This window comes from Undibacterium sp. Ren11W, assembly GCF_049340485.1.
Lineage (GTDB): Bacteria > Pseudomonadota > Gammaproteobacteria > Burkholderiales > Burkholderiaceae_D > Undibacterium.
Window position 1 is genome coordinate 74574 of record NZ_JBMPPB010000003.1, and the last position, 21060, is coordinate 95633.

The following is a 21060-nucleotide window of genomic DNA, read 5'->3' on the forward strand; positions in this document are numbered from 1 at the left end:
GACTTTCTAAAACCTGTGTATCACTATGCGCCTTGCTATTGCGCACTACACATCAAACCATCAGAACATTAGGCCAAGGCCAGCGATTTATTTTTCGATTGTAATTCTTGCTGCGACATCGCAACTTCCGGCGTACCGCTCATCAATTCAGCGATGCGGCTGATTAAAGCCTTGGCTTGTGTCGCTAACTTGAAGTGCGCCGGTTTTTGGCTCTGCACTATACTCCAGCGTACTATTGCCGCGCGACCACTACCATCCATCAGAGATTGCTCAAACAGCCACTTTTCAAATGATCGAGTAGGCAAGTCGCTCTCGACCCATACCAAATGATCTGAGGTCATACGTTTGCTATACGATGGGCGAACCAGAATTTCGTAAATCATTTTAAGACTCCTTTGTGGGAATCTTCGCTTGAGGCAGTATGCAGGCAAAGATTCTATATTAGCCAAAACGCAGATATAGACTGAGCCGTTGACACAAGACGAAATAAAATACGATTTTTTTTAAATTATTTATTTAAATTAGTATCAAAAAAGCCTTATTTTCATCAGAAATAAGGGGATATTCATATTGTGATGATTTTTTACTAAAAAAATAAAATCACATTGAAGCTTGATACAACTGAAGAGTCGAGGGAAAATTTCCCTGCAAATAAAAAAAGCAGACTTAAAAAAGTCTGCTTTTTGTCTAGCGTATTTCGGCAACTACTCTCAAAAAGGGATATCGTCATCCATATCAGAGAAATTCGGTGCTGGGCGTGCCGCTGGTGCCGGACGTGGTGCCGGTGCTGCGCTTTGGCGTGGTGCTGATGGCGCGCCGCCACCGTAAGACTCATCATCCATAGGAGCGCCGCCGCCCATACCCTGACGACTACCCAGCATTTGCATGGTGTCGGCCTTGATATCGGTTGCGTATTTTTCTACGCCGTCTTTATCTGTGTATTTACGTGTACGCAGACTACCTTCTACGTAGACTTGCGAACCTTTTTTCAGGTATTGACCGGCGATTTCTGCCAGTTTTCCGAAAAAAGTAATGCGATGCCATTCCGTTTGTTCTTTCTTTTCGCCGGTCGCCTTGTCTTTCCAGTTCTCGGTAGTCGCTACCGTGATGCTGGTCATCGCGTCGCCGCTAGGCATGTAACGGGTTTCCGGATCACGTCCGAGATTGCCAATAATCTGGACTTTATTGAGTGATGCCATGCGACTCTCCTATATTTCTGTGGTTCAGTATTAAACAGTGTGTAGAAGCCTACTCTGCAACGGCAGTTTTAGCGCGGCGCGGCAGTTCAGGCATTTTGCCAGCGATTATAAGCCAGAAGAGGCTTAATGCGGCACTCACAATAAACACAGTAGATGCTCCTGCATGCTGATTGAGCCAGCCACCGAGAAAACCGCCACTGGCCAGGCCTAGCGCTTGCATCGTGTTATACACCCCTAAAGCCGCGCCCTTGGCTGCTGGCGGCGCCATACGCGAGACCAAAGACGGTTGGCTTGCTTCCAGAATATTAAACGCCAGAAAAAATGCAAACAACAAGGCGATCAGGACGATTGGCTTATCTAAAAATTGCCAAAACCCCAACTGCACGAGTAATAACAAAGCAATAGCAAATATAAATACCTGTTTCATCTTGCCCTGTTTTTCACCGATAAAAATCGCAGGCAACATGGCGATAAAGGAACCGAAAACTACCGGCAAATACACCTTCCAGTGGGAAGCCAGCGGGATATTGGCATATTGCACCAGAGCCGATGGCACCACCACAAACATCGCCACCTGACTCAGATGCAAGACGAACACACCTAGATTGAGGCGCATCAATTCTGGATTTTTCAGCACCACGCGCAAGGGGATCTTCTCGCCCTGCACTATGCTCGGCGCTGCCGGTGTGACCCAGATAACCACAGCGATCGCCGCCACCGCCAACACAGCAGTCAATATAAAGATGCCGCTCATGCCTATGCTTTGATACAGCACAGGCGCGATCACCAGCGACAACGCGAAAGTAATGCCGATAGAGCCGCCCACCATGGCCATTGCCTTGGTGCGGTGCTGCTCACGGGTAGAATCGGCGATCAAGGCAGTCAGCGCGGCCGAGATCGCACCTGCGCCCTGCACTGCACGACCGATCAAGATCCCCATCACGGTATGCGAGGCGGCCGCAATCAAAGCGCCCAGCGCAAACAAGATCAAACCGATCACGATAATGCGCTTACGGCCAAATTTATCCGAAGCGATACCGAAAGGTATCTGTGCACATGCCTGGCTCAGGCCATAAATCCCCATAGCCAAACCGACCAGTGTTAAATTGCCACCATCCGGCAAAGTTTTTGCGTGCAGCGCGAAAATCGGCAGAATCAGGAACAGGCCCAACATACGCAAAGCAAAAATCGATGCCAGAGACGAGCTGGCCAAAATTTCATGGCGACTCATTCCGGACGAAGCGGAGAGCGGCTCATCATTGCCAGAGCTAGCTGGAGATGTTGCATTTATCATAATACAAAGACAATACAGAGATAAAACATGAAACAAAGCAGGCAGGTCACCCGCGTCAAATTTCAAAAAACCGTTATAGTAGCAGGTTGCTCACCCTGAATTCAGAAAAGCAGGGTAACAACGGAATATGTAGTGATATGCATCAATATGCAGCACCTAGCGGAAAGCAGTCCTATGACACAAACTCGAAGCAAGACCCCTAAAGCGACCAGCAAGCCGGCTGAAATTGATTTCGGCGTGCACGATTTGCCCGTGCAAAAGAAGGATGAGATCCGCATCCGTGGTGCGCGCACGCATAATCTAAAGAACATCAATCTTGACCTGCCACGCAATAAGTTAGTGGTGATCACCGGACTCTCAGGTTCGGGCAAGTCTTCGCTGGCCTTTGATACCTTATATGCGGAAGGCCAGCGCCGTTACGTAGAATCGCTGTCGGCTTACGCCCGTCAGTTTTTGCAATTGATGGAAAAGCCCGATGTCGATCTGATCGAGGGTCTGTCGCCAGCCATTTCTATTGAACAAAAAGCGACCTCGCACAATCCGCGCTCGACCGTCGGCACCGTTACCGAGATTCACGATTACCTGCGCTTGCTGTACGCGCGCGTCGGTACGCCGTATTGCCCCGATCATCCGGAAAACCCTTTGGCGGCGCAATCGATCTCGCAAATGGTCGATGCCGTGCTGGCCATGCCGGAAGACACCAAGTTGATGATACTGGCACCAGTGGTCAGCAACCGTAAAGGCGAGCACGTCGATCTATTTGAACAGATGCAGGCCCAGGGTTTCGTGCGTTTTCGAATTCAGAGCGGCACCCATGACGCCAGAATTTATGAAGTCGACGACCTGCCTAAGCTGAAAAAGACCGAGAAACACACGATAGACGTGGTGATCGATCGCGTCAAGGTCAAAGAAGAAATCAAGCAGCGCCTGGCAGAATCGTTCGAGACTTCGCTGCGCATCGCCAATGGCCGCGCCCTGATCGTCGATATGGATAGCGGCCACGAACAGCTATTCTCGAATAAATTCGCTTGTCCTACTTGCGGCTACAGCCTGCAAGAACTGGAGCCGCGCCTGTTTTCTTTCAACAACCCTATGGGCGCTTGCCCAGAGTGTGATGGTCTCGGCCATATCGAATTTTTCGACCCGAAACGCATCGTCGCCTTCCCGAATTTGTCGCTGGCCAGCGGTGCGGTTAAAGGCTGGGATAGGCGCAATCAATTTTATTTCCAGATGCTGTCAAATCTGGCGGCCTTCTACGAATTCGATATTGACACGCCGTTTGAGCAGCTCAGCGAAGATGCGCAGAAAGTGATTTTGTATGGCTCCGGCAAGCAAAGCATCCCTTTCACTTACATCAATGAAAAAGGTCGCACCGTCATCAAGGAACACACGTTTGAGGGTGTGATCGTGAATCTGCAAAGACGCTACCGCGAAACCGATTCTATGGCGGTAAAAGAAGAGCTGGCCAAATTCATCAACGAAAAACAATGTCCGTCCTGCCACGGTGCGCGCCTGCGCATAGAAGCACGTTACGTGAAAGTCGGTACTGGCGATCAGGAGAAGCCGATTTATGAAATCAGCGCCCTGCCTTTGCGCCAGACCTTAAGCTTTTTTGAACAATTAAAATTAGTCGGTGCCAAGCGCGATATTGCCGACCGCATCATCAAAGAAATCAGCTCACGTCTGACATTTTTGAATAATGTCGGTCTCGATTATCTGTCGCTAGACCGCAGCGCCGATACGCTCTCGGGCGGTGAGGCGCAACGCATACGGCTGGCTTCGCAAATCGGTTCCGGCCTGACCGGCGTCATGTATGTGCTGGATGAACCGTCTATCGGTCTGCATCAGCGCGACAACGACAGACTGATAGAAACCCTGCGCCACTTACGCGACATAGGCAATAGCGTGCTGGTGGTCGAGCATGATGAAGACGCGATACGCTGCGCCGATTTTGTAGTCGACATGGGCATAGGCGCGGGTGTGCATGGCGGTGAAGTGATCGCCCAGGGCACGCTAGAAGACATCATGAAAAGCGAACGTTCGCTGACCGCCAAATACCTGTCGGGCGAACTGGGTATCGCGGTGCCAGAAAAGCGTGCCGCCTTCAATCCGGAAAAGCAATTTGTGATCAGCGGTGCCAGCGGCAACAACCTGAAAAAAGTCACCATGAAACTGCCGGTCGGCTTGCTCACATGCGTCACAGGCGTCTCCGGCTCGGGTAAATCGACGCTGGTAAATGACACTTTATATCTGGCGGCTTCGCGTCATTTATATGGCTCGCAAACCGAGCCGGCGGCGTTTGAAAGCATCAGCGGCCTGGAGCATTTTGATAAAGTCATCGCGGTCGATCAGGCACCGATAGGCCGCACGCCGCGCTCGAATCCGGCCACTTATACCGGCTTGTTTACGCCGATCCGCGATCTGTTCTCTACCGTGCCGGTGGCCAAAGAGCGCGGCTACAGCGCCGGCCGTTTCTCCTTCAACGTCAAGGGCGGGCGCTGTGAAGCCTGTCAGGGCGATGGCGTGATCAAGGTCGAGATGCACTTTTTGCCGGACGTGTATGTGCCTTGCGACACCTGCCACGGCAAGCGCTACAACCGCGAAACGCTGGAAGTGCAGTACAAGGGCAAGAACATCAATGAAGTGCTGGGCATGACGGTGGAAGACGCTTACGAATTCTTCAAACCCGTGCCTTTGATCGCACGCAAACTGCACACTCTGCTCGATGTCGGGCTTGGTTATATCCGCCTGGGCCAAAGCGCTACCACGCTATCAGGCGGTGAGGCGCAGCGCGTCAAACTGTCACTGGAACTGTCGAAACGCGATACCGGCCGCACCCTGTACATTTTGGATGAGCCGACTACCGGTCTGCATTTCCACGACATCGATCTGCTGTTAAAAGTGATACACAGACTGCGCGATCAGGGCAATACGGTAGTCATCATCGAACACAATCTGGACGTCATCAAGACCGCCGACTGGATCGTCGACATGGGGCCGGAAGGCGGCGCAGGCGGCGGTTACGTGATCGCCAGCGGTACCCCGGAACAAGTGGCAGCCAATGCAGACAGCGTAACCGGTAAGTATCTGGCGCCTCTGTTAAAAAAGAAAAAGTAAAAAAGGAAATTCTGAAAACCTATTTCTAGAGCGCATACCTTTGTTGCCCATCCTCGCAATAACTACGTATTGCGAGGATGGGCGCCGCGGTCTGCATCTCTATAAATGAGTTTTTTAGAATCGCAAAAAAACCACTGCGCATATTCCATGCGGCTTACAGGCCTAAATGCTGCCAGAAGGCGCATGGAATATGCGCATTAGGTTTTAGGATTGCAACAATAGTGGACGAGACCAGCGCCCTCTCTATGTTAAAAAATCGAAACGAACTATCCGTTAAAACACGCGATGATTGAAGAGTTACTGCTTTATTTTTTTGTCGAATTCTTGTTTGGAATAATTTTTTATTGGCCGGGCTGGCTCATGCTGCGCATCCTTAGCGCAGGTCACTACCCACCGGTTCAAACTAAGCAGCATAATCGTACTGCGGTAGCATTTTTCGCCATCGCAGTATTCATCGTGGCTGTCGTAACGTTTATCAACATCCAAGTCAATTAGTAAAAAAAACCATGTCCATCCGTCTCATCGTCGGCCTAGGCAATCCTGGCCCTGAATACGAACAAACCCGCCACAACGCTGGCTTCTGGCTGGTCGACCAACTCGCCAGCAGCGGTCTGCAACGCGATAAAAATTTTAACGCGCTGGTCGCCAAAACCAAGATCGCCTCAGAAGATGTCTGGTTGCTGCAACCTCAGACTTTCATGAACCGCTCCGGTCAATCGGTAGGTGCACTCTGCCGCTTTTACAAACTAACGCCCGATCAGGTACTGGTGGTACACGATGAACTCGATCTCGACCCGGGCATCGCCAAGCTAAAAAAAGGTGGCTCTTCGGGCGGGCATAACGGCCTCAAAGACATTACGGCGGCACTCGGCACCCAGGATTACTGGCGGCTACGGATAGGCATAGGCCATCCGCGCACCCTGAATTTACAGCAAGGCGTAGCCGACTTCGTGCTGCACCGGCCGCGCAAAGAAGAACAGCCGCTAATCGATGAAGCCATCGCCCGCAGTGTACAGATCATCGCGCTGATGGTAGAGGGAAATACCAACGAGGCCATGCTACGCCTGCATACCAACAAATAGTCCACCAAACAACCAAACAGCATGAGCTCACCACTCCAAATCCGAGCAGGAAAAACCGCCATGGCGCATTTACGCCAACACGGTTTGCAGGCCCAAGATGTGGCCGTGATACCGGCGGCGGCGGGTGGGCCTAAGGGCTTAATTTTGCAAGGGCTGGACCAGTGGTTGTTTGGCGAGTGGCTACCGAGCGCGCCGCGTCAGCGCAGCCTGCTCGGTGCCTCAATAGGCTCGTGGCGCATGGCAGCGGCGTGCCATGCCGATCCGGTGGCGGCGTTTCAGCGGCTGGCCAATTTGTATTGCGGCCAGCGCTATCCAGCCAAACCGAGTCCGGCTAGAGTAACGCAAGAAATTATGCGGCTGCTGCAAGAATTTATCGGCGCTCACGAAGCAGAAATCATCAGCCACCCAAGCCAACGCCTGCATGTGCTGGCGGTACGCGGACGTGGCCGCTTGCAGGCGCCACAAAGCGAACTGAGCACTAAGCTAGGCTTTGCCAGCGCCGCGTTGGCCAACCTGGGCGCGCGCAAGCACCTGGCGCGCCATATGACACGCGTGGTGATCGGCGACAGCCGCGATACGCTGGCCTGGATGCCGAATCATTTCGATGCCTTCCAGACCGATTTTGTGGCGCTCAGCGCCGAGAATCTACTACCGTCCTTGCTGGCCTCCGGCACCCTACCTTTGATCATGCAACCGGTACGCCAGATCGCCGGCACGCCTGCCGGCACTTACTGGGACGGCGGCATGATCGACTACCATCTGCACTTTCCTTACGCGCAGCTGCAAGACAGGCACGGAGCCGGTTTGGTGCTGTATCCGCATTTTTCCGATCACATCATCCCCGGCTGGCTAGACAAGAGCCTGCCATGGCGACGCGCCAGCAAGGGAGAGCACAGCAGCTGGCTAGACAACCTCATCATGCTGTCGCCATCGGCTAGTTTCATACGCAACTTACCGCGTGCCAAACTACCCGATCGCACCGACTTTTTCCACTACGGACTAGATCACGACGCGCGCATACGCAACTGGAAACTGGCAATCAGCGCCAGCGCAAAACTAGCCGAAGCGTTTGCGGCATTTGTAGAGAAACCTGACATGGCAATAGTCAAGCCGCTCAATTTTTAATTTTCGAAAAGCACCTAGCCCAGCGCGCATATTCCATGCGGGTTGGCGAGCCTGCCCTGCCACCAGGCGCATGGGATATGCGTATTGGCGGGGGTGCATTTTGGATTTGGTGGAACTTGTCGCCAGCCTTGAATTGGCCTAAGCAACGCCTTGAGGCTCGATAAGCAAATAGGGAGGATACCGTAACACGGCAGCCTCCCTATTTAACTCAAGGACGCAATATTTAGACCGAACGGCGTCTGCGTATTGCAGCCAAACCGGTTAAGGCTGCGCCAAACAGCAAGACGCTGCTTGGCTCTGGTATGGCGGCCGCATCCGCTGGGCCGACGATTAATGCGGTACCTATGTCACAACAAGCTTGACCGGTAGTCATAGAAATAGAAGTAAAAGTACCGGTAGTATTTTGGTTACCCGTCAAGAAATGGAAAGCGCCGATATTATTGGCCGCACCATCCACAAAATAACTTCCTCCAACATTGCTAATCGCGGTCAAGCCATAAGTAATTCCGGCTTGCAAGGTGAACGACATTGCATTGGAAAACTTATATCCTGCACCAGTATCAAGAAAAGATTTTGGACCTGATTGAAACAGCAAAGCGCCAGAATTTGAATTGAAAATCAAAAAATTCAGATCGCTGTTGCCGTTGATATCGACGTCTACACCGAAACCGGTGAGGGTTTGTACCGAATCCACGGTCAGTCGGCCTATCGGTGCACTACCTGCAGAACGGATAGTTCTAAAGCTACCAGCGGCATCTTCATGCGTGATCATCGTCGCAGATGCCGTAGAAACAACGCCTGTTACACCGACCAATGCGATCATACTGGCAAGGGTTTTAAATGTTAATTTCATAATTATCCTAGTGTTAATTAAGGAGTATGCCTTGCCATCATCAATGCCAAAATATTTCCCAAAAGCAGCAAAATGACGTCTCATTCTATTAAGCAACTATTATGCCAATTTATAAGCCTTTGATTTTAAACATACTTTCCAAATGCCAATAAAATTTGGACCATGAAGTGTAAAAAAATCCGACACTTTTTTAAAGAAAATTTGGTTGAAATAATAAGAAAAATATCGTCTAAAGTGGAATTTTTGTATTTTTATTATGACATTTGTTATGCCCGCATTCGCCATTGCCAGAGATTATTAATTGGCCTAGGCATAAGTTACTAGCGCTGGGCGAAGCCAGCGTATTCAAAATCAACACGCCCCCACCCAGCTTATATTTCGAAATCTGCAACCAGGCCTGGCCCAACACGCATATCCCATGCGGGTTTGCGGGCATACCCAGCCACCATGCGCATGGGATATGCGCGTTGGCGGGGTACTTTTGAAAATTCCTATTTCTTGTTTGAGCTAGCCAAATCGTCGGTGCCACCGGCATCGGGCAGTTTGCGGCCGCGTTGTTGTAGCGCCTGGCGTAGCAGATATTCGACCTGCGCGTTAGCGCTGCGCAGCTCTTGGGCGGCCATGCGTTCTATCTCGGCCCATAAGACTGGATCGATACGCAAAGGGAAGGATTTTTTACCTGGGCTGGCCATAAGTTTTTTATGCGTTTCTCTTTTTTCTTTACGAATCGATACATAGATGCACGGATTTACTCATGCTTGCCATCAGCTCGCGCCTGGTCCTGCTCGAGTTCTTCTTTGCTGAGCGGAACAAATGCGCCCTGCATACGCATCCGTGCATGCCGCTCACCTTCTGGCGAGTTGTAATATTTAAACAGCTGATAAGCTAAGTAGACTCCAACTATGGCGAACAGTATCAAAACGAAAATCAGGGTATTGTTATTCATGAACACTCCTTACTACTGAAACTTGCATCGAGATGGCTGAGCGGTTTTTAAAAAACACATCAGTTGTAAAGCGTACCGGTGTTGATGATGGGTTGGGTCTCTTTATCCGAGCACAGTACCACCAGCAGGTTACTGACCATGGCGGCTTTACGCTCATCATCGAGCTCAACGATCTTACGTTCGGATAAGCCGCGCAACGCTTCTTCTACCATGCTCACTGCCCCATGCACGATCTTCTTGCGGGCACTGATAATGGCTTCGGCTTGCTGGCGGCGCAGCATGACTTGGGCGATCTCTTGCGCATACGCCAGATGCGTCAATTTGGCGTCTTCCACATCGATACCGGCGGCGGCGAAGCGGCTATGCAATTCTATGCGCATGGCATTGGCCACTACTTCCATGCCGGCTCTTAGGGTGGTCTCACCTTCGTGCAAATCCTCGCCGTCGTCATACGCGTATTGCGACGCCAGATGGCGTAAGGCGGCCTCGGCCTGAACATTCACGAAGCGCTCGAAATCGTCGACGTTGTAGATCGCCAGTGCGGTTTCTTCTACGCGCCAGACGATGGCAGCGCCGATCTCGACCGGATTACCGCGCTTGTCATTGACTTTCAAAGGCGGAGTATTCAGGGTGCGGGCGCGCAGGCTGAGTTTGCGCTTGGCGAAAAGCGGATTAGTCCAACGCAGGCCCTCGCTGCGATCGGTGCCCTTGTAACGGCCGAACAGCGACAGCATGGCCGCTTCATTCGGTTGCAGCATGTACATACCCGACAGAATGAAACCGCCCAGCAACATCGTCAGCGCTCTGAGCAATACCGCCACGCCACTTGGCTCGGGGGTGGACGCCAGCAGCACCAGCATGGCATAGCCGCCACCGAGTATCAGCGCCAATCCGACGACTATCATCAGGTAACCGTCCATAGAACTGAGTGTGCGTTCTTGGACTAATTTTTTCACTGCGGGCTTTACAGTTGCATTCATTTTATCTCCTGAAGGATGAGTCTACATGGCAAACAACGACATCAAAGTGATATCACTATAGGATCACTGTTCAGAAGATACAAGGGAAATTTTAATTTTATTTTGCTAAGTTTTACTTCCCTTTAAATCGCGTTAAGCAGGCTCTGCGGCGCTAGCGGCGGCCTGCCAGTTCAGGATCAGACGTTTTTTTGATATAAAGAAGTCACGTTATCCATGACTTCCAGTATCCGCTCGCTGCTGCTGGCCACTGTATTTAGCAATAACAGTTTGTCTTGCGGATTCGCGCTCTTTTCTCCGAACTGGTGCAGGGCGTTATCAAAAAATAGCCACTGTTGCTGTGCCAGCGCCAGGCCATCTTTAATTTGCGCGGTATTCGCGGGCGCGCCCTGTAGTACATCCATGGCGGCGATAAAGTCCTTGCGCGCAGCCTCCAGTTTAGCGATGGCATCAGGCGGTGCCACGCCCCATTGCAGCGCTTGATAATATTTCGCCATACGTTGCGATAGCATGCGCTGGCGGCCCGCCAGATTCACCAGTTTGGCACTAGGGCTGCCCGAAAATTTTTCTAATTGCACGGTGGCGCTCTGTGCCAACATCAGCATCTCATCGCTCATTAACATCAGATTTTTGGCGGCCGTAGTATTGGGGACTGCACCGCTCAACTGGTTTTTGTAGTCTATCCAGTTTTTCTCCATCAGGGCAAACACCTGGCGGTTCTCGGCAGTCGGTGCGTAGGCGCTGAGTTCGGCTAGCTGGGCCTCAAATGTGGTGATAGAGCTGGCCAAAATTTTACGCGAATGGTAAATGTCGATGCCCTGCCCCAGCTGCAGATAGGCCTTTGCCATGCGCTGCGAGAGCATCCTTTGCCGCCCCGATTTATTGATGGCGTCGTTGATATCGTCGATCTTGGCAAAAGCCAGCGACATCAGCGAGGTACCGGCTGCCATCACCATACTGAATCTTAAAAATTCTCTGCGTTTTTCTCCGCGTTTGTTTCTGTGGTTCATTGCGACTCCTGTTGACCTAGTAATTAAGCATGCTGCTGATGAAAGCCCTCCTTTCTTATAAGCAAAACTTGTTCCTATGTGAATTTGCCGATATGCACCAAATGAATGCATATCGGTTAAGATGCAGGTCCAGTATTATTTCGCCCTTGCCTCCCCTCGCATGAAAACCAAAATCCGCACCGAAGCCGCCGCCCTCTGGCAACTCGCCTGGCCCGTACTGATAGGCCAGCTCGCCACGGTAGGCATGTCGGTGGCGGACGTCGCCATGACCGGCCATCTGAGCGCAGAAGATCTGGCCGCCGTCGCGCTCGGTGCCTCACTCTGGTCTATCGTATTGGTCACCGTGATGGGCATCATGATCGCGATTAATGCAGTGGTGGCGCACGAAGTCGGTGCGGCCAAATTTGATCGTATCCCGCACATCATGCGCCAAGCGATGTGGATGGCGGCTGGCGTCGGCCTACTGGCTTGCCTGTTACTCAATCTCTCCACCTTCGTGTTTAACTACCTGCAACTGGATGCCGGCGTGCATGCCAAGGCCGCCCAATTTGTGCACGTGATCAGTATAGGGATGCCGGCCTTTGCCATGTATCGCGCGCTCTACAGTTACACCACCAGCATCAACCAGACCAAGCCGGTGATGGTGATTGCCTTATGCGGTCTGAGCTTTAATATTTTCGTTAACTGGTTACTGATCTACGGCCACTGGGGCTTGCCGCAACTCGGTGCGACTGGCTGTGCGGTTGCCACTGGCCTGGGCCTGTGGTTGATGCTGGGCGCGATGTTGTGGTGGACCCATCATGCAGCAGTGTATAAACAGACCTTTCCATTTACCCATAAAGAAGCGCCGCACTGGCCTGAAATACGTTCCATGCTGCGCATAGGCTTGCCGATAGGCGTGACCTATTTTGCTGAAGTCTCGGCCTTTTGCGCGGTCGGTTTACTGGTGGCGCGCTTTGGTATTGTGCCGGTCTCAGCGAATCAGATTGCGCTCAATTTCTCTTCCTTGGTATTTATGGTGCCACTCAGTATAGGGATAGCGCTGACCACACGGGTCGGGCAGAGTCTGGGCGAAGGCGATGTCGTCAAGGCCCGCTTTATCTCCCTGGTGGGGGTGGGCTTGTCGCTGGGTTTTGCGGTGTTATCAGCCGCCTTCATCGCGATTTTCCGTCATGAAATCGCGGCCGCCTACACCTCGGACTCCGCGGTGCAAGCCATGACTGCCAGCCTGCTGCTGTTTGCCGCCATCTTTCAGTTGTCCGACGCCACCCAAGTCTCGGCCTCGTGCGCGATCCGCGGCTACAAGGTGACGCGCACCCCGATGCTGATACACCTGATGGCGTTTTACGGTTTCGCCCTGCCGATAGGCTGTGCACTGGGCTTGGGGATGCTGCCGGATTGGATGCCATGGCGACCATCACAACCGATGGCAGCGGCCGGTTTCTGGATAGGTCTGGTGTTCGGCCTGACCGTGGCGGCATTGCTGCTAGTCGCTTTTTTACAGAGGCTGTCGCTAAGAAAGATCAGCTTTGCGCGTAGTTCCGGTAAAATAGCGGGCTAATTTACGTATTTTCTAGCAGTTTCCTTTTTAAAAAGATCACCATGAGTCTCCAATGCGGCATCGTCGGCCTGCCTAACGTCGGCAAATCTACCCTCTTCAATGCACTGACTAAAGCAGGCATCCCGGCAGAAAACTACCCTTTCTGCACTATCGAGCCCAATGTCGGCGTGGTCGAAGTACCTGATCCACGTCTGGCGCAGTTATCCGCCATCGTCAAACCTGAGCGCATCCAGAACGCCATCGTCGAGTTCGTCGATATCGCAGGTCTGGTGGCCGGTGCCTCCAAAGGCGAAGGCTTGGGCAATCAATTTCTGGCCCACATCCGCGAAACCGACGCGATCGTCAACGTGGTGCGCTGTTTTGAAGACGATAACGTGATCCATGTGGCCGGCAAAGTCAGCCCGCTGGACGATATCGAAGTCATTCAGACCGAATTGTGCCTGGCCGATATGGGCGCAGTAGAAAAAGCCATCCACCGTGAAAACAAAAAAGCCCGTTCTGGCGATAAAGACGCGGCCAAATTGGTCGAGATTTTAGAGCGCATCATGCCTGCCTTAAACGACGCTAAACCAGTGCGCGCTATGGGTCTGGATGCCGAAGAAATGGCCATGATCAAACCGATGTGTCTGATCACCGCCAAACCAGCCATGTATGTCGCGAATGTCTCCGATACCGGCTTTACGAATAACCCTTTGCTAGATCAGCTGACCGCCTATGCTGCCACGCAAAATGCGCCTATCGTCGCCATCTGCGCCTCGATAGAATCCGAGATCGCCGATCTGGAAGATGCCGACAAAGCCGAATTTTTGGCCGATATGGGCATGCAAGAACCAGGTCTGGATCGCCTGATTCGCGCCGCCTACAAGCTGCTCGGACTGCAAACCTACTTCACCGCTGGTGTCAAGGAAGTACGCGCCTGGACTATCCACGTCGGCGACACCGGCCCGCAAGCGGCAGGTGTAATCCATACCGATTTCGAACGCGGCTTCATCCGCGCCCAGACTATCGCGTTTGACGATTTCATCCAGTTCAAGGGCGAAGCCGGTGCCAAAGAAGCAGGTAAGATGCGCGCCGAAGGTAAGGAATACATAGTCAAAGACGGCGACGTGCTGAATTTCCTGTTTAACGTCTAATACGTAAAACCTGCGCATTAAACAAGACAACAACAAGACAACAACAAGACAACAACAAGACAAAAAAGGCTCCTGAATATTGGAGCCTTTTTTTATTCAGCGACAAAATACCACTAAGCACCGCCGCCCTCACGCATATCCCATGCGCTGCTCCGGGGCATTTCGCAATCAAAGCCCGCGGCCGCTTGTTTTTGCTAAAAATCACGCTGGCTATGTGTGTTGGCAGACAGTAGCAGCGCGCGTAGACGAGTCTAATCACCTATGTTAAAGCATCTTTCCAAAGTAAAATTTTGGCGGAGCTGATTGACACCGGGCGCATTTTCACCGTTACAGGAGTTGATATGAACAAGAACGCATTTATTTCCGCCGTCGTGGCGATGTCGCTAATCACAGGCACCTCGGCCTTGGCGCAAGATCATGGGCGACAGAATGAGCGGGGCGATCATAACGATCGCGCCCGCAATGAGCAAAATCGATCAGATTACGATCGTCATTACCAGGAACGCGGTCGATCGGATAATGATCGTCATTACGAGGATCGCGGTCGATCGGATAATGATCGTCATTACGAGGATCGCGGTCGATCGGATAATGATCGTCATTACGAGGATCGCGGACGCAATGACCGCGGTAACTATCAGGTTTATCAGTACGATGAACGTGGCTATAGTGGGCGCGGCGCAGGCCCCAGGCACGATATGCGCAGAGGCGGCCGTATTCCCCGGGAATATCGCGGCCATCAATATGTAGTCAACGATTGGCGCGGCCATCATCTGAGTGCGCCACCGCGTGGTTACCATTGGGTGCAAACTGGTGGCGATTATGTACTGGTCGCGATAGTCAGCGGTATCATCGCCCAGATACTGTTAAATAATTAAATCCGGCCTGGCGGGTTTACGACAAAAAATAGTTAAGGCTGCGACGCAGTGATCGCGCCTAGAACGGCAAAGTGGTGCTGCGTTTCCCCCCACGGCGTCGCGGCGTTGCGCGGCTCGCAGGTTTTTTTGCTTTATATTTTTTAAAAAATGCCTGGCCCGGCGCGCATATTCCATGCGGATTTCCAGGGCATCGCCTCTGTAAGGCGCATGGAATATGCGTGAGCGGGCAGCTGCTGTTTTGGTTTTGCCACAGCCGGCTTTGAAAAATGTCCGCTTTGCGGTTACCATCGCTGGGACGAAACCCTAGCGCAGCGCCACCCATGCCACAAAAGCCACAGAAAAATCAGATTACCTCCACAGCAGCATCTAAACCAGAACCAGTCGCGGCTAGCGCGTCGCCAAAAAAACGCGGGCGACCGGTGCAGAATGAGGCTGATAGCCGGCGTCAGGAACTCATCGACAAGTCGGCCCTGCTGTTTCGCACCCAAGGCTATGACAACACCACGGTGCGCGATATTGCGGCGGCGGTGGGGATACAGGCTGGCAGCTGGTTTTACCATTTCAAGAGCAAGCATGAAATCCTGGTGGCGGTGATGGAACAGGGTATGGCCGCTTCGCTGGCCGATATCGAGGCGATCGCGATTCATAATTTACCGCCACGGCTGGCGTTTGAGCGTCTGGTGGCGGCGCACCTGCATACCTTGCTGGCACCGGATCACGATTACATCACAGTGCTATTGTATGAATGGCGCTCGGTCGACCAACACTCGCGGGCGCGCATCATCGCGCTGAAAGATAGGTATGAGGCGATCTGGGATGAAGTGATCGCGGCCCTGCACGCCTCTGGCGAGTGGGCGATGCCGACCAAGTTCGACCGCCTGCTGACCTTCGGCGCGCTGAACTGGAGCGCGCAATGGTTTAGACGCGGTGCCGGCGTCAGCATAGAAGAGCTGGCGCAGCAGGCGACCCAGTTCATCCTGCGCACGCCAGCGGCTAAATAGCAAAATTTACCCCGCGTCTGGCGGCGTAAACAAGGCTTGATGCGATGCGCGCAGCAAGTGTTTTTGTATCTTGCCGGTAGAGGTGCTTGGCAGTTTTTCCATTAAGCCCAGGTGTTTCGGTACTTCAAAGCCAGCCAGATGCGCGCGGCAATGCGCGAGTAAATCCTCGGCACTGACCTCCATGCCCGGTTTTGCCATCACAAACGCTGCTATCCCCTCTACCCAGTGCGGATGCGGCACGCCGACTACCGCCGCATTGGCGACCGCCGGGTGGCGCAGCAAGACTTCTTCTACCTTGACCGAGGCGACGTTTTCGCCGCCGGTCTTGATCATGTCTTTCATCCTGTCCATGAACAATAACTGGCCGTCAGCGTCGATCTTGCCAAGATCGCCGGTGTGGTGCCAGCCATAACGTCTGGTCTGCGCAGTGGCCTCGGGATCTTTGTAATAGCCGAGCATCACATTAGCACCGCGATGCACGATCTCGCCGACCTCGCCGTGCGCCAGCAGATGGCCGGATTCGTCCATGATCGCCAGCTCATTCACCGGCGTCGGCAAGCCCCAATAATTGCCGAAGCGCTGTAGTTGTTGATCGGGATGGAAGTACATGGTCATAGGGAAGATCTCAGTCTGGCCGCTGCCTAGCGCAAAATTCGGGCAGATCTCATCTATCAGTTTCATCAGCAAGGGTTTGGTCATCGGAGCCATCGCGTACAGGCACAGACGCAGGCAGCTTAAATCGTACTGGCTGCGCGCCGGATGTTGCAGCAAGGCCGCATACATGAGAGGCAAGCCAAACATTATCGTGACGCGCTCTTTGGCAATGCCAGCCAATACCGCAGTGGGGTCAAAACCTTTTTGCACCAACATCGCAGCACCGGCAACGATACAGGATGCCGCCACGCTGAACTGGGCGCAGTGAAACATAGGCAAAATGCAGGAAAAAATATCGCTATGTTGTATGCCCATTTCTGCAATGCTGGACGTGAGTGCCGAATACACCGACAGATGGCTATGCATCGCCCCTTTTGGCCGACCTGTGGTGCCGCTGGTGTACATGATCAAGGCCAGCTCGCGCTCCTGGATCAGCACTCGCGGCAAGGCCGTCGGGCAGCCTTGCAAACAGCCGGGCAAAGTCGGATAAGCGGGATCAACAGTATCAGGCGTGCCGCCCACCGTGCACAGCACCAATGGCAATTTTATCTCGCTGAACAAGGCCGCTAAGGCCGGGTTGGCGAGTAGCTGATCATCCACCAGTACACAGCTGGCTTCAGCGTGTTCCAGGATGTAGCGCACATCGCTGACCGCCAGCATGGTATTGATAGGCACCCAGACCAGGCCGGCTTTCAAGATGCCATAAGCGGCGATCAGAAATTGGGTCGAGTTATTGCACAGCATCGCCACCTTGGCACCGCTGTGTAAACCGCTGCCCAGCAAATAGTGGGCAAACTGATTACTGGCGGCATCGAGCTCGGCATAACTGGTGCGCAGTCCGTTTTCTATAGTGGCGGCGCTATCCGGATACTTGCGGGCTGTGCGATGCAGGGTGTCGCCCAGGGTAATCCGGTTCAGACTATTCTCTTGATAGTTTGCGATATGTGCTGCGGGCTTGCTGGTCTCCATCATCAACTCCCTTATGTGTAGTGATTGCGAACGCGGTATCCCAATAAGGTACGTTTGGCGTTGACCCGCACCCTAGAATTATTTTAACTTTCGACTGCCTGTATCTGCATCAAGATCTGCCCCGGTGCGACCTGCTCGCCGATGGCGGTAAACACGGATTGAACCTGGCCGTCAGCGCTGGCGGCGACGCTGTGTTCCATCTTCATCGCCTCTATCACCAGCACGGTTTGCCCGGCCTTGATCTGATCGCCGGCCTGCACCTTCAAGGCTACCACCCGGCCATTCATCGGTGAGCTGATGCGGCCGTGATCGCTGACACTCGCCTTGCGATCGGGCACCGCGTAGGTCGTGTCAAGCGCTGTGTGTTCTGCGCCATCGAATAGAAAATAGCAATGCTCGCCATGCCAGGCATACGCGACCCGCATGAGATTGCCCTGGTGTTCCAGACACAAGTGCCCCGCTACTGCGCTACGTATTTCTATCATTGCGTTGCTAACAGCTAGCGTGATTTGCCATGCACGGCTGCCGCTGGCGGCCACTTGCGCATGCGCAGCACTGCCATCGAGCAAAAAATGCAGCTCTTGCGCGTAGGCGGCGCTACTGCTCCAGCCTTGCAGCTCGGCCGGGAAGCGCTGTTCGCTGGCAGTAACACGCCGCCACGCCAGCAACAGCGCCGCGATCATGCGCAGCGTCACGTCGGCGGGCGCGGCCTGTCTTTGCCCAGCCGGAAAATACTGTTCGATAAACGCGGTAGTGGCAGCGCCGGCGGCAAATTCGGTATGGTGGATACAGCGCGCCAGAAAATGTCGGTTGCTGTTCAAGCCCAGCAACACCGTGCTATCTAGCGCCTGCGCCAGCTGGCGTAAGGCATCGGCGCGGTCGCGCCCGTGTGCGACAATTTTTGCCAGCATGGAATCGTAATACGGCGACACTTGCATGCCGCTGGCCAAGGCGTGATCGCAGCGCACGCCGTCCGGTGCCTGCCACAGCGCAATACGCCCGCTCTGCGGCAAGAAATTTAATTGCGTATCTTCGGCACACAGACGCACCTCGATCGCATGCCCACCCTGCTCCCGTCTGGCGTCGATCTGGGCCTGATCCAGCGGCAGCACCGCGCCGGCGGCGATACGTAATTGCCACTCGACCAGATCGACGCCTATGATGGCTTCGGTCACTGCATGCTCGACTTGCAGGCGCGTATTCATCTCCATGAAGTAAAAATTGCCTTCACGATCGAGTAAAAATTCCAGCGTGCCAGCCCCCAGATATGCGATAGACTTGGCGGCCGCTACCGCTACCGCGCCCATGCGCGCACGCAGTGCCGGCGTGACGGCCGGCGACGGCGATTCTTCTATCAGTTTTTGATGGCGGCGCTGCACCGAACAGTCGCGCTCGCCCAGATGCACCACATTGCCATGCGCATCGGCAAATATCTGTATCTCGATATGGCGCGGCTGTAGGATGGCTTTTTCCAGTATCAAGCCAGCGTCAGAAAACGCATGCAAGGCTTCTGAGCGCGCCGACTGCAGAGCGGCGACAAAGTCTGGCGCGGCATCGACCCTGCGCATGCCACGGCCGCCACCGCCAGCAACCGCCTTGATCATGAGCGGATAGCCGATCAGCGCCGCCTCTCGCTGCATCCGGTCATCGCTCTGATCCGCGCCCTGATAACCGGGCACGCAAGGCACGCCGGCCGCTTGCATGCATTGCTTGCCGCCGGCCTTATTTCCCATCGCCAGCATGGCTTGCGCGGACGGCCCGATAAAATTCAGGCCGGCCTGTTGACAGGCATCGGCAAATTCTGCATTTTCGGCCAAAAAGCCGTAGCCAGGATGCACGGCTTGCGCACCGGCCTGCTTGGCTGCCGCGATTATTGCGCGGATATTCAGGTAAGAAGCGGCCGGCTGCGCAGCCCCGATATACACGGCCAGATCAGCTGCCTGCGTATGCAGGGCGTGACTATCGGCATCCGAATACACGGCGACGGTGCGGTAGCCCATGCGCTTGGCGGTGCGAATGATACGCAGTGCAATCTCGCCGCGATTAGCGATCAGCACGGTGTCAAATAACGGGGCGTCAAAAATGAGTGGTGCAGTCATCGCTAGCCTTTTTTGCCGGGCAGGATATCCATGTATTTGCAGATGATGCTGAGCATGACTTCATCCGCACCGCCGCCTATCGAAGTCAGGCGGCCATCGCGATACAGGCGCGACACCTGGTTGTCCCAGGTAAAACCGGCGCCGCCCCAAAATTGCATGCAAGTGTCGGGCACGATGCGTGCCAGCCGGCCGGCTTTTAGCTTGGCCATCGAGGCCAGCTCAGTCACATCTTGCTGGTTCACATACAGCTCGCAGGCGCGGTACACCAGCGCACGCAGGGATTCGACTTCGGTTTTCAGTTCGGCCAGCTTAAAATGCACCCACTGGTTATCGATCACGCTGGAGCCGAAAATTTTGCGCTCCCTGCCGTACTCTATGGTGGCATCGATGCAATTACTTAGCGACTGGATATTGCTGGCGGCGCACCACATGCGTTCTTCCTGGAATTGCAACATCTGGTAAGTGAAGCCCTTGCCCTCGTCGCCGATGCGGTTGCGTTGCGGCACCCGCACTTCGTCAAAATAGATCAGGCCGGTATCGGAAGAATTCATGCCGATTTTTTTGATCTTCTTGCCCACCGAGACGCCCTTGCTATTCATAGGCACGATGATCAGCGACTTATTTCTGTGCGCAGGATCATCCGAGGTATTCGCCAGCACGCACATCCAGTCCGCTTGCAGGCTATTCGTGATCCACATCTTGCTGCCGTTGATGACGTAGTCGCCGCCATCCTTGCGCGCCATGGTCTTGATGGCGGCCACATCGGAACCTGCATTCGGCTCCGAGACGCCGACACAGGCCACCATCTCGCCGGCAATCGCAGGCACCAAAAATTCTTCACGCAAGGCATCCGAGCCGAAACGCGCCAGCGCCGGTGTCGCCATATCGGTTTGCACACCGATCGCCATCGGCACACCGCCGCAATGGATATGACCTAAAGATTCTGCCATCGCCACCGAATAGGAATAATCCAGCCCGAGACCGCCGAACGCGGTAGGTTTGGAGATGCCGAGAAAACCCAGTGCGCCCATCTTGCGAAAGACTTCCTTGGCCGGGAAAATTTCTGCCGCCTCCCATTCATCGACAAAAGGATTGATTTCGCTATCGATAAAACGTTTCAGATTGCGTTGCAGCTCTAGGTGTTCGTGGGTGAATTGCATGG

The 21060-nt window shown here is 53.7% G+C and carries 19 protein-coding genes; 8 read left to right on the top strand and 11 right to left on the bottom strand.

Features of this window, described 5'->3' with window-relative positions:
- Positions 1 to 68 precede the first annotated feature (68 nt).
- The 3 genes from ACO0K8_RS09095 to ACO0K8_RS09105 all read right to left on the bottom strand — a co-directional run bounded on the left by ACO0K8_RS09095 (position 69) and on the right by ACO0K8_RS09105 (position 2430).
- Positions 69 to 383 carry a hypothetical protein gene (locus ACO0K8_RS09095; RefSeq protein WP_422946335.1) on the bottom strand — a complete coding sequence of 105 codons (315 nt, stop codon included), beginning with the start codon at positions 381 to 383 and terminating at the stop codon, positions 69 to 71.
- 327 nt (positions 384 to 710) lie between these two features.
- Complete coding sequence (gene ssb, locus ACO0K8_RS09100; protein ID WP_304773052.1) at positions 711 to 1199, bottom strand: single-stranded DNA-binding protein; 489 nt, start codon at positions 1197 to 1199, stop codon at positions 711 to 713.
- Between the two features lie 49 nt (positions 1200 to 1248).
- Positions 1249 to 2430, bottom strand: a complete 1182-nt coding sequence (locus tag ACO0K8_RS09105) for an MFS transporter (protein ID WP_422946630.1) — start codon at positions 2428 to 2430, stop codon at positions 1249 to 1251.
- A 237-nt stretch (positions 2431 to 2667) separates the two neighbouring features.
- Here ACO0K8_RS09105 and uvrA point away from each other — a divergent pair, with 237 nt between their 5' ends.
- From uvrA to ACO0K8_RS09125, 4 genes are all read left to right on the top strand, one after another.
- Positions 2668 to 5610, top strand: coding sequence for an excinuclease ABC subunit UvrA (gene uvrA / locus ACO0K8_RS09110; RefSeq protein WP_422946336.1), 2943 nt, complete (start codon positions 2668 to 2670; stop codon positions 5608 to 5610).
- 285 nt (positions 5611 to 5895) lie between these two features.
- Positions 5896 to 6105: a hypothetical protein gene (locus ACO0K8_RS09115; protein WP_422946337.1), complete on the top strand. Its 210-nt coding sequence runs from the start codon at positions 5896 to 5898 to the stop codon at positions 6103 to 6105.
- A gap of 11 nt (positions 6106 to 6116) precedes the next feature.
- On the top strand, positions 6117 to 6692 hold the full coding sequence (gene pth, locus ACO0K8_RS09120; RefSeq protein WP_422946338.1) for an aminoacyl-tRNA hydrolase: 576 nt from the start codon (positions 6117 to 6119) through the stop codon (positions 6690 to 6692).
- A gap of 21 nt (positions 6693 to 6713) precedes the next feature.
- Entirely contained in the window at positions 6714 to 7817 is a 1104-nt protein-coding gene (locus tag ACO0K8_RS09125; protein ID WP_422946339.1) for a patatin-like phospholipase family protein, read from the top strand.
- A gap of 223 nt (positions 7818 to 8040) precedes the next feature.
- Here the strand turns inward: ACO0K8_RS09125 and ACO0K8_RS09130 are convergent, their stop codons facing one another.
- The 5 genes from ACO0K8_RS09130 to ACO0K8_RS09150 form a co-directional block, all read right to left on the bottom strand.
- Positions 8041 to 8670: a PEP-CTERM sorting domain-containing protein gene (locus ACO0K8_RS09130; RefSeq protein ID WP_422946340.1), complete on the bottom strand. Its 630-nt coding sequence runs from the start codon at positions 8668 to 8670 to the stop codon at positions 8041 to 8043.
- 491 nt (positions 8671 to 9161) lie between these two features.
- Entirely contained in the window at positions 9162 to 9362 is a 201-nt protein-coding gene (locus tag ACO0K8_RS09135; RefSeq protein ID WP_422946341.1) for a hypothetical protein, read from the bottom strand.
- A 56-nt stretch (positions 9363 to 9418) separates the two neighbouring features.
- On the bottom strand, positions 9419 to 9616 hold the full coding sequence (locus ACO0K8_RS09140) for a hypothetical protein (RefSeq protein ID WP_422946342.1): 198 nt from the start codon (positions 9614 to 9616) through the stop codon (positions 9419 to 9421).
- A 59-nt stretch (positions 9617 to 9675) separates the two neighbouring features.
- Positions 9676 to 10596 (bottom strand): SPFH domain-containing protein, encoded by a 921-nt coding sequence (locus tag ACO0K8_RS09145; protein WP_422946343.1) that lies wholly within the window; start codon positions 10594 to 10596, stop codon positions 9676 to 9678.
- Between the two features lie 176 nt (positions 10597 to 10772).
- On the bottom strand, positions 10773 to 11603 hold the full coding sequence (locus ACO0K8_RS09150) for a type IV pili methyl-accepting chemotaxis transducer N-terminal domain-containing protein (protein ID WP_422946344.1): 831 nt from the start codon (positions 11601 to 11603) through the stop codon (positions 10773 to 10775).
- 160 nt (positions 11604 to 11763) lie between these two features.
- Here ACO0K8_RS09150 and ACO0K8_RS09155 point away from each other — a divergent pair, with 160 nt between their 5' ends.
- From ACO0K8_RS09155 to ACO0K8_RS09170, 4 genes are all read left to right on the top strand, one after another.
- Positions 11764 to 13164 carry an MATE family efflux transporter gene (locus ACO0K8_RS09155; protein WP_422946345.1) on the top strand — a complete coding sequence of 467 codons (1401 nt, stop codon included), beginning with the start codon at positions 11764 to 11766 and terminating at the stop codon, positions 13162 to 13164.
- A gap of 41 nt (positions 13165 to 13205) precedes the next feature.
- Entirely contained in the window at positions 13206 to 14297 is a 1092-nt protein-coding gene (gene ychF, locus ACO0K8_RS09160) for a redox-regulated ATPase YchF (RefSeq protein WP_422946346.1), read from the top strand.
- 341 nt (positions 14298 to 14638) lie between these two features.
- Positions 14639 to 15175, top strand: coding sequence for an RcnB family protein (locus ACO0K8_RS09165; protein ID WP_422946347.1), 537 nt, complete (start codon positions 14639 to 14641; stop codon positions 15173 to 15175).
- A gap of 320 nt (positions 15176 to 15495) precedes the next feature.
- A complete protein-coding gene (locus tag ACO0K8_RS09170; protein ID WP_422946348.1) occupies positions 15496 to 16176 on the top strand; it encodes a TetR/AcrR family transcriptional regulator in 681 nt (226 codons plus the stop codon).
- A 6-nt stretch (positions 16177 to 16182) separates the two neighbouring features.
- Here the strand turns inward: ACO0K8_RS09170 and ACO0K8_RS09175 are convergent, their stop codons facing one another.
- The 3 genes from ACO0K8_RS09175 to ACO0K8_RS09185 all read right to left on the bottom strand — a co-directional run bounded on the left by ACO0K8_RS09175 (position 16183) and on the right by ACO0K8_RS09185 (position 21058).
- Positions 16183 to 17799, bottom strand: a complete 1617-nt coding sequence (locus ACO0K8_RS09175; protein WP_422946349.1) for a class I adenylate-forming enzyme family protein — start codon at positions 17797 to 17799, stop codon at positions 16183 to 16185.
- A gap of 83 nt (positions 17800 to 17882) precedes the next feature.
- Positions 17883 to 19898 carry an acetyl/propionyl/methylcrotonyl-CoA carboxylase subunit alpha gene (locus ACO0K8_RS09180; RefSeq protein WP_422946350.1) on the bottom strand — a complete coding sequence of 672 codons (2016 nt, stop codon included), beginning with the start codon at positions 19896 to 19898 and terminating at the stop codon, positions 17883 to 17885.
- Positions 19899 to 19900: 2 nt separating this feature from the next.
- Positions 19901 to 21058 carry an acyl-CoA dehydrogenase family protein gene (locus ACO0K8_RS09185; RefSeq protein WP_422946351.1) on the bottom strand — a complete coding sequence of 386 codons (1158 nt, stop codon included), beginning with the start codon at positions 21056 to 21058 and terminating at the stop codon, positions 19901 to 19903.
- Between the last annotated feature and the right edge of the window lie 2 nt (positions 21059 to 21060).

Bases quoted from the DNA above. Each gene is read 5' to 3' on its own strand.
- ACO0K8_RS09095 (WP_422946335.1), bottom strand. From the start codon at position 383: ATGATTTACGAAATTCTGGTTCGCCCATCGTATAGCAAACGTATGACC.
- ssb (WP_304773052.1), bottom strand. From the start codon at position 1,199: ATGGCATCACTCAATAAAGTCCAGATTATTGGCAATCTCGGACGTGAT.
- ACO0K8_RS09105 (WP_422946630.1), bottom strand. From the start codon at position 2,430: ATGAGTCGCCATGAAATTTTGGCCAGCTCGTCTCTGGCATCGATTTTT.
- uvrA (WP_422946336.1), top strand. From the start codon at position 2,668: ATGACACAAACTCGAAGCAAGACCCCTAAAGCGACCAGCAAGCCGGCT.
- ACO0K8_RS09115 (WP_422946337.1), top strand. From the start codon at position 5,896: ATGATTGAAGAGTTACTGCTTTATTTTTTTGTCGAATTCTTGTTTGGA.
- pth (WP_422946338.1), top strand. From the start codon at position 6,117: ATGTCCATCCGTCTCATCGTCGGCCTAGGCAATCCTGGCCCTGAATAC.
- ACO0K8_RS09125 (WP_422946339.1), top strand. From the start codon at position 6,714: ATGAGCTCACCACTCCAAATCCGAGCAGGAAAAACCGCCATGGCGCAT.
- ACO0K8_RS09130 (WP_422946340.1), bottom strand. From the start codon at position 8,670: ATGAAATTAACATTTAAAACCCTTGCCAGTATGATCGCATTGGTCGGT.
- ACO0K8_RS09135 (WP_422946341.1), bottom strand. From the start codon at position 9,362: ATGGCCAGCCCAGGTAAAAAATCCTTCCCTTTGCGTATCGATCCAGTC.
- ACO0K8_RS09140 (WP_422946342.1), bottom strand. From the start codon at position 9,616: ATGAATAACAATACCCTGATTTTCGTTTTGATACTGTTCGCCATAGTT.
- ACO0K8_RS09145 (WP_422946343.1), bottom strand. From the start codon at position 10,596: ATGAATGCAACTGTAAAGCCCGCAGTGAAAAAATTAGTCCAAGAACGC.
- ACO0K8_RS09150 (WP_422946344.1), bottom strand. From the start codon at position 11,603: ATGAACCACAGAAACAAACGCGGAGAAAAACGCAGAGAATTTTTAAGA.
- ACO0K8_RS09155 (WP_422946345.1), top strand. From the start codon at position 11,764: ATGAAAACCAAAATCCGCACCGAAGCCGCCGCCCTCTGGCAACTCGCC.
- ychF (WP_422946346.1), top strand. From the start codon at position 13,206: ATGAGTCTCCAATGCGGCATCGTCGGCCTGCCTAACGTCGGCAAATCT.
- ACO0K8_RS09165 (WP_422946347.1), top strand. From the start codon at position 14,639: ATGAACAAGAACGCATTTATTTCCGCCGTCGTGGCGATGTCGCTAATC.
- ACO0K8_RS09170 (WP_422946348.1), top strand. From the start codon at position 15,496: ATGCCACAAAAGCCACAGAAAAATCAGATTACCTCCACAGCAGCATCT.
- ACO0K8_RS09175 (WP_422946349.1), bottom strand. From the start codon at position 17,799: ATGGAGACCAGCAAGCCCGCAGCACATATCGCAAACTATCAAGAGAAT.
- ACO0K8_RS09180 (WP_422946350.1), bottom strand. From the start codon at position 19,898: ATGACTGCACCACTCATTTTTGACGCCCCGTTATTTGACACCGTGCTG.
- ACO0K8_RS09185 (WP_422946351.1), bottom strand. From the start codon at position 21,058: ATGCAATTCACCCACGAACACCTAGAGCTGCAACGCAATCTGAAACGT.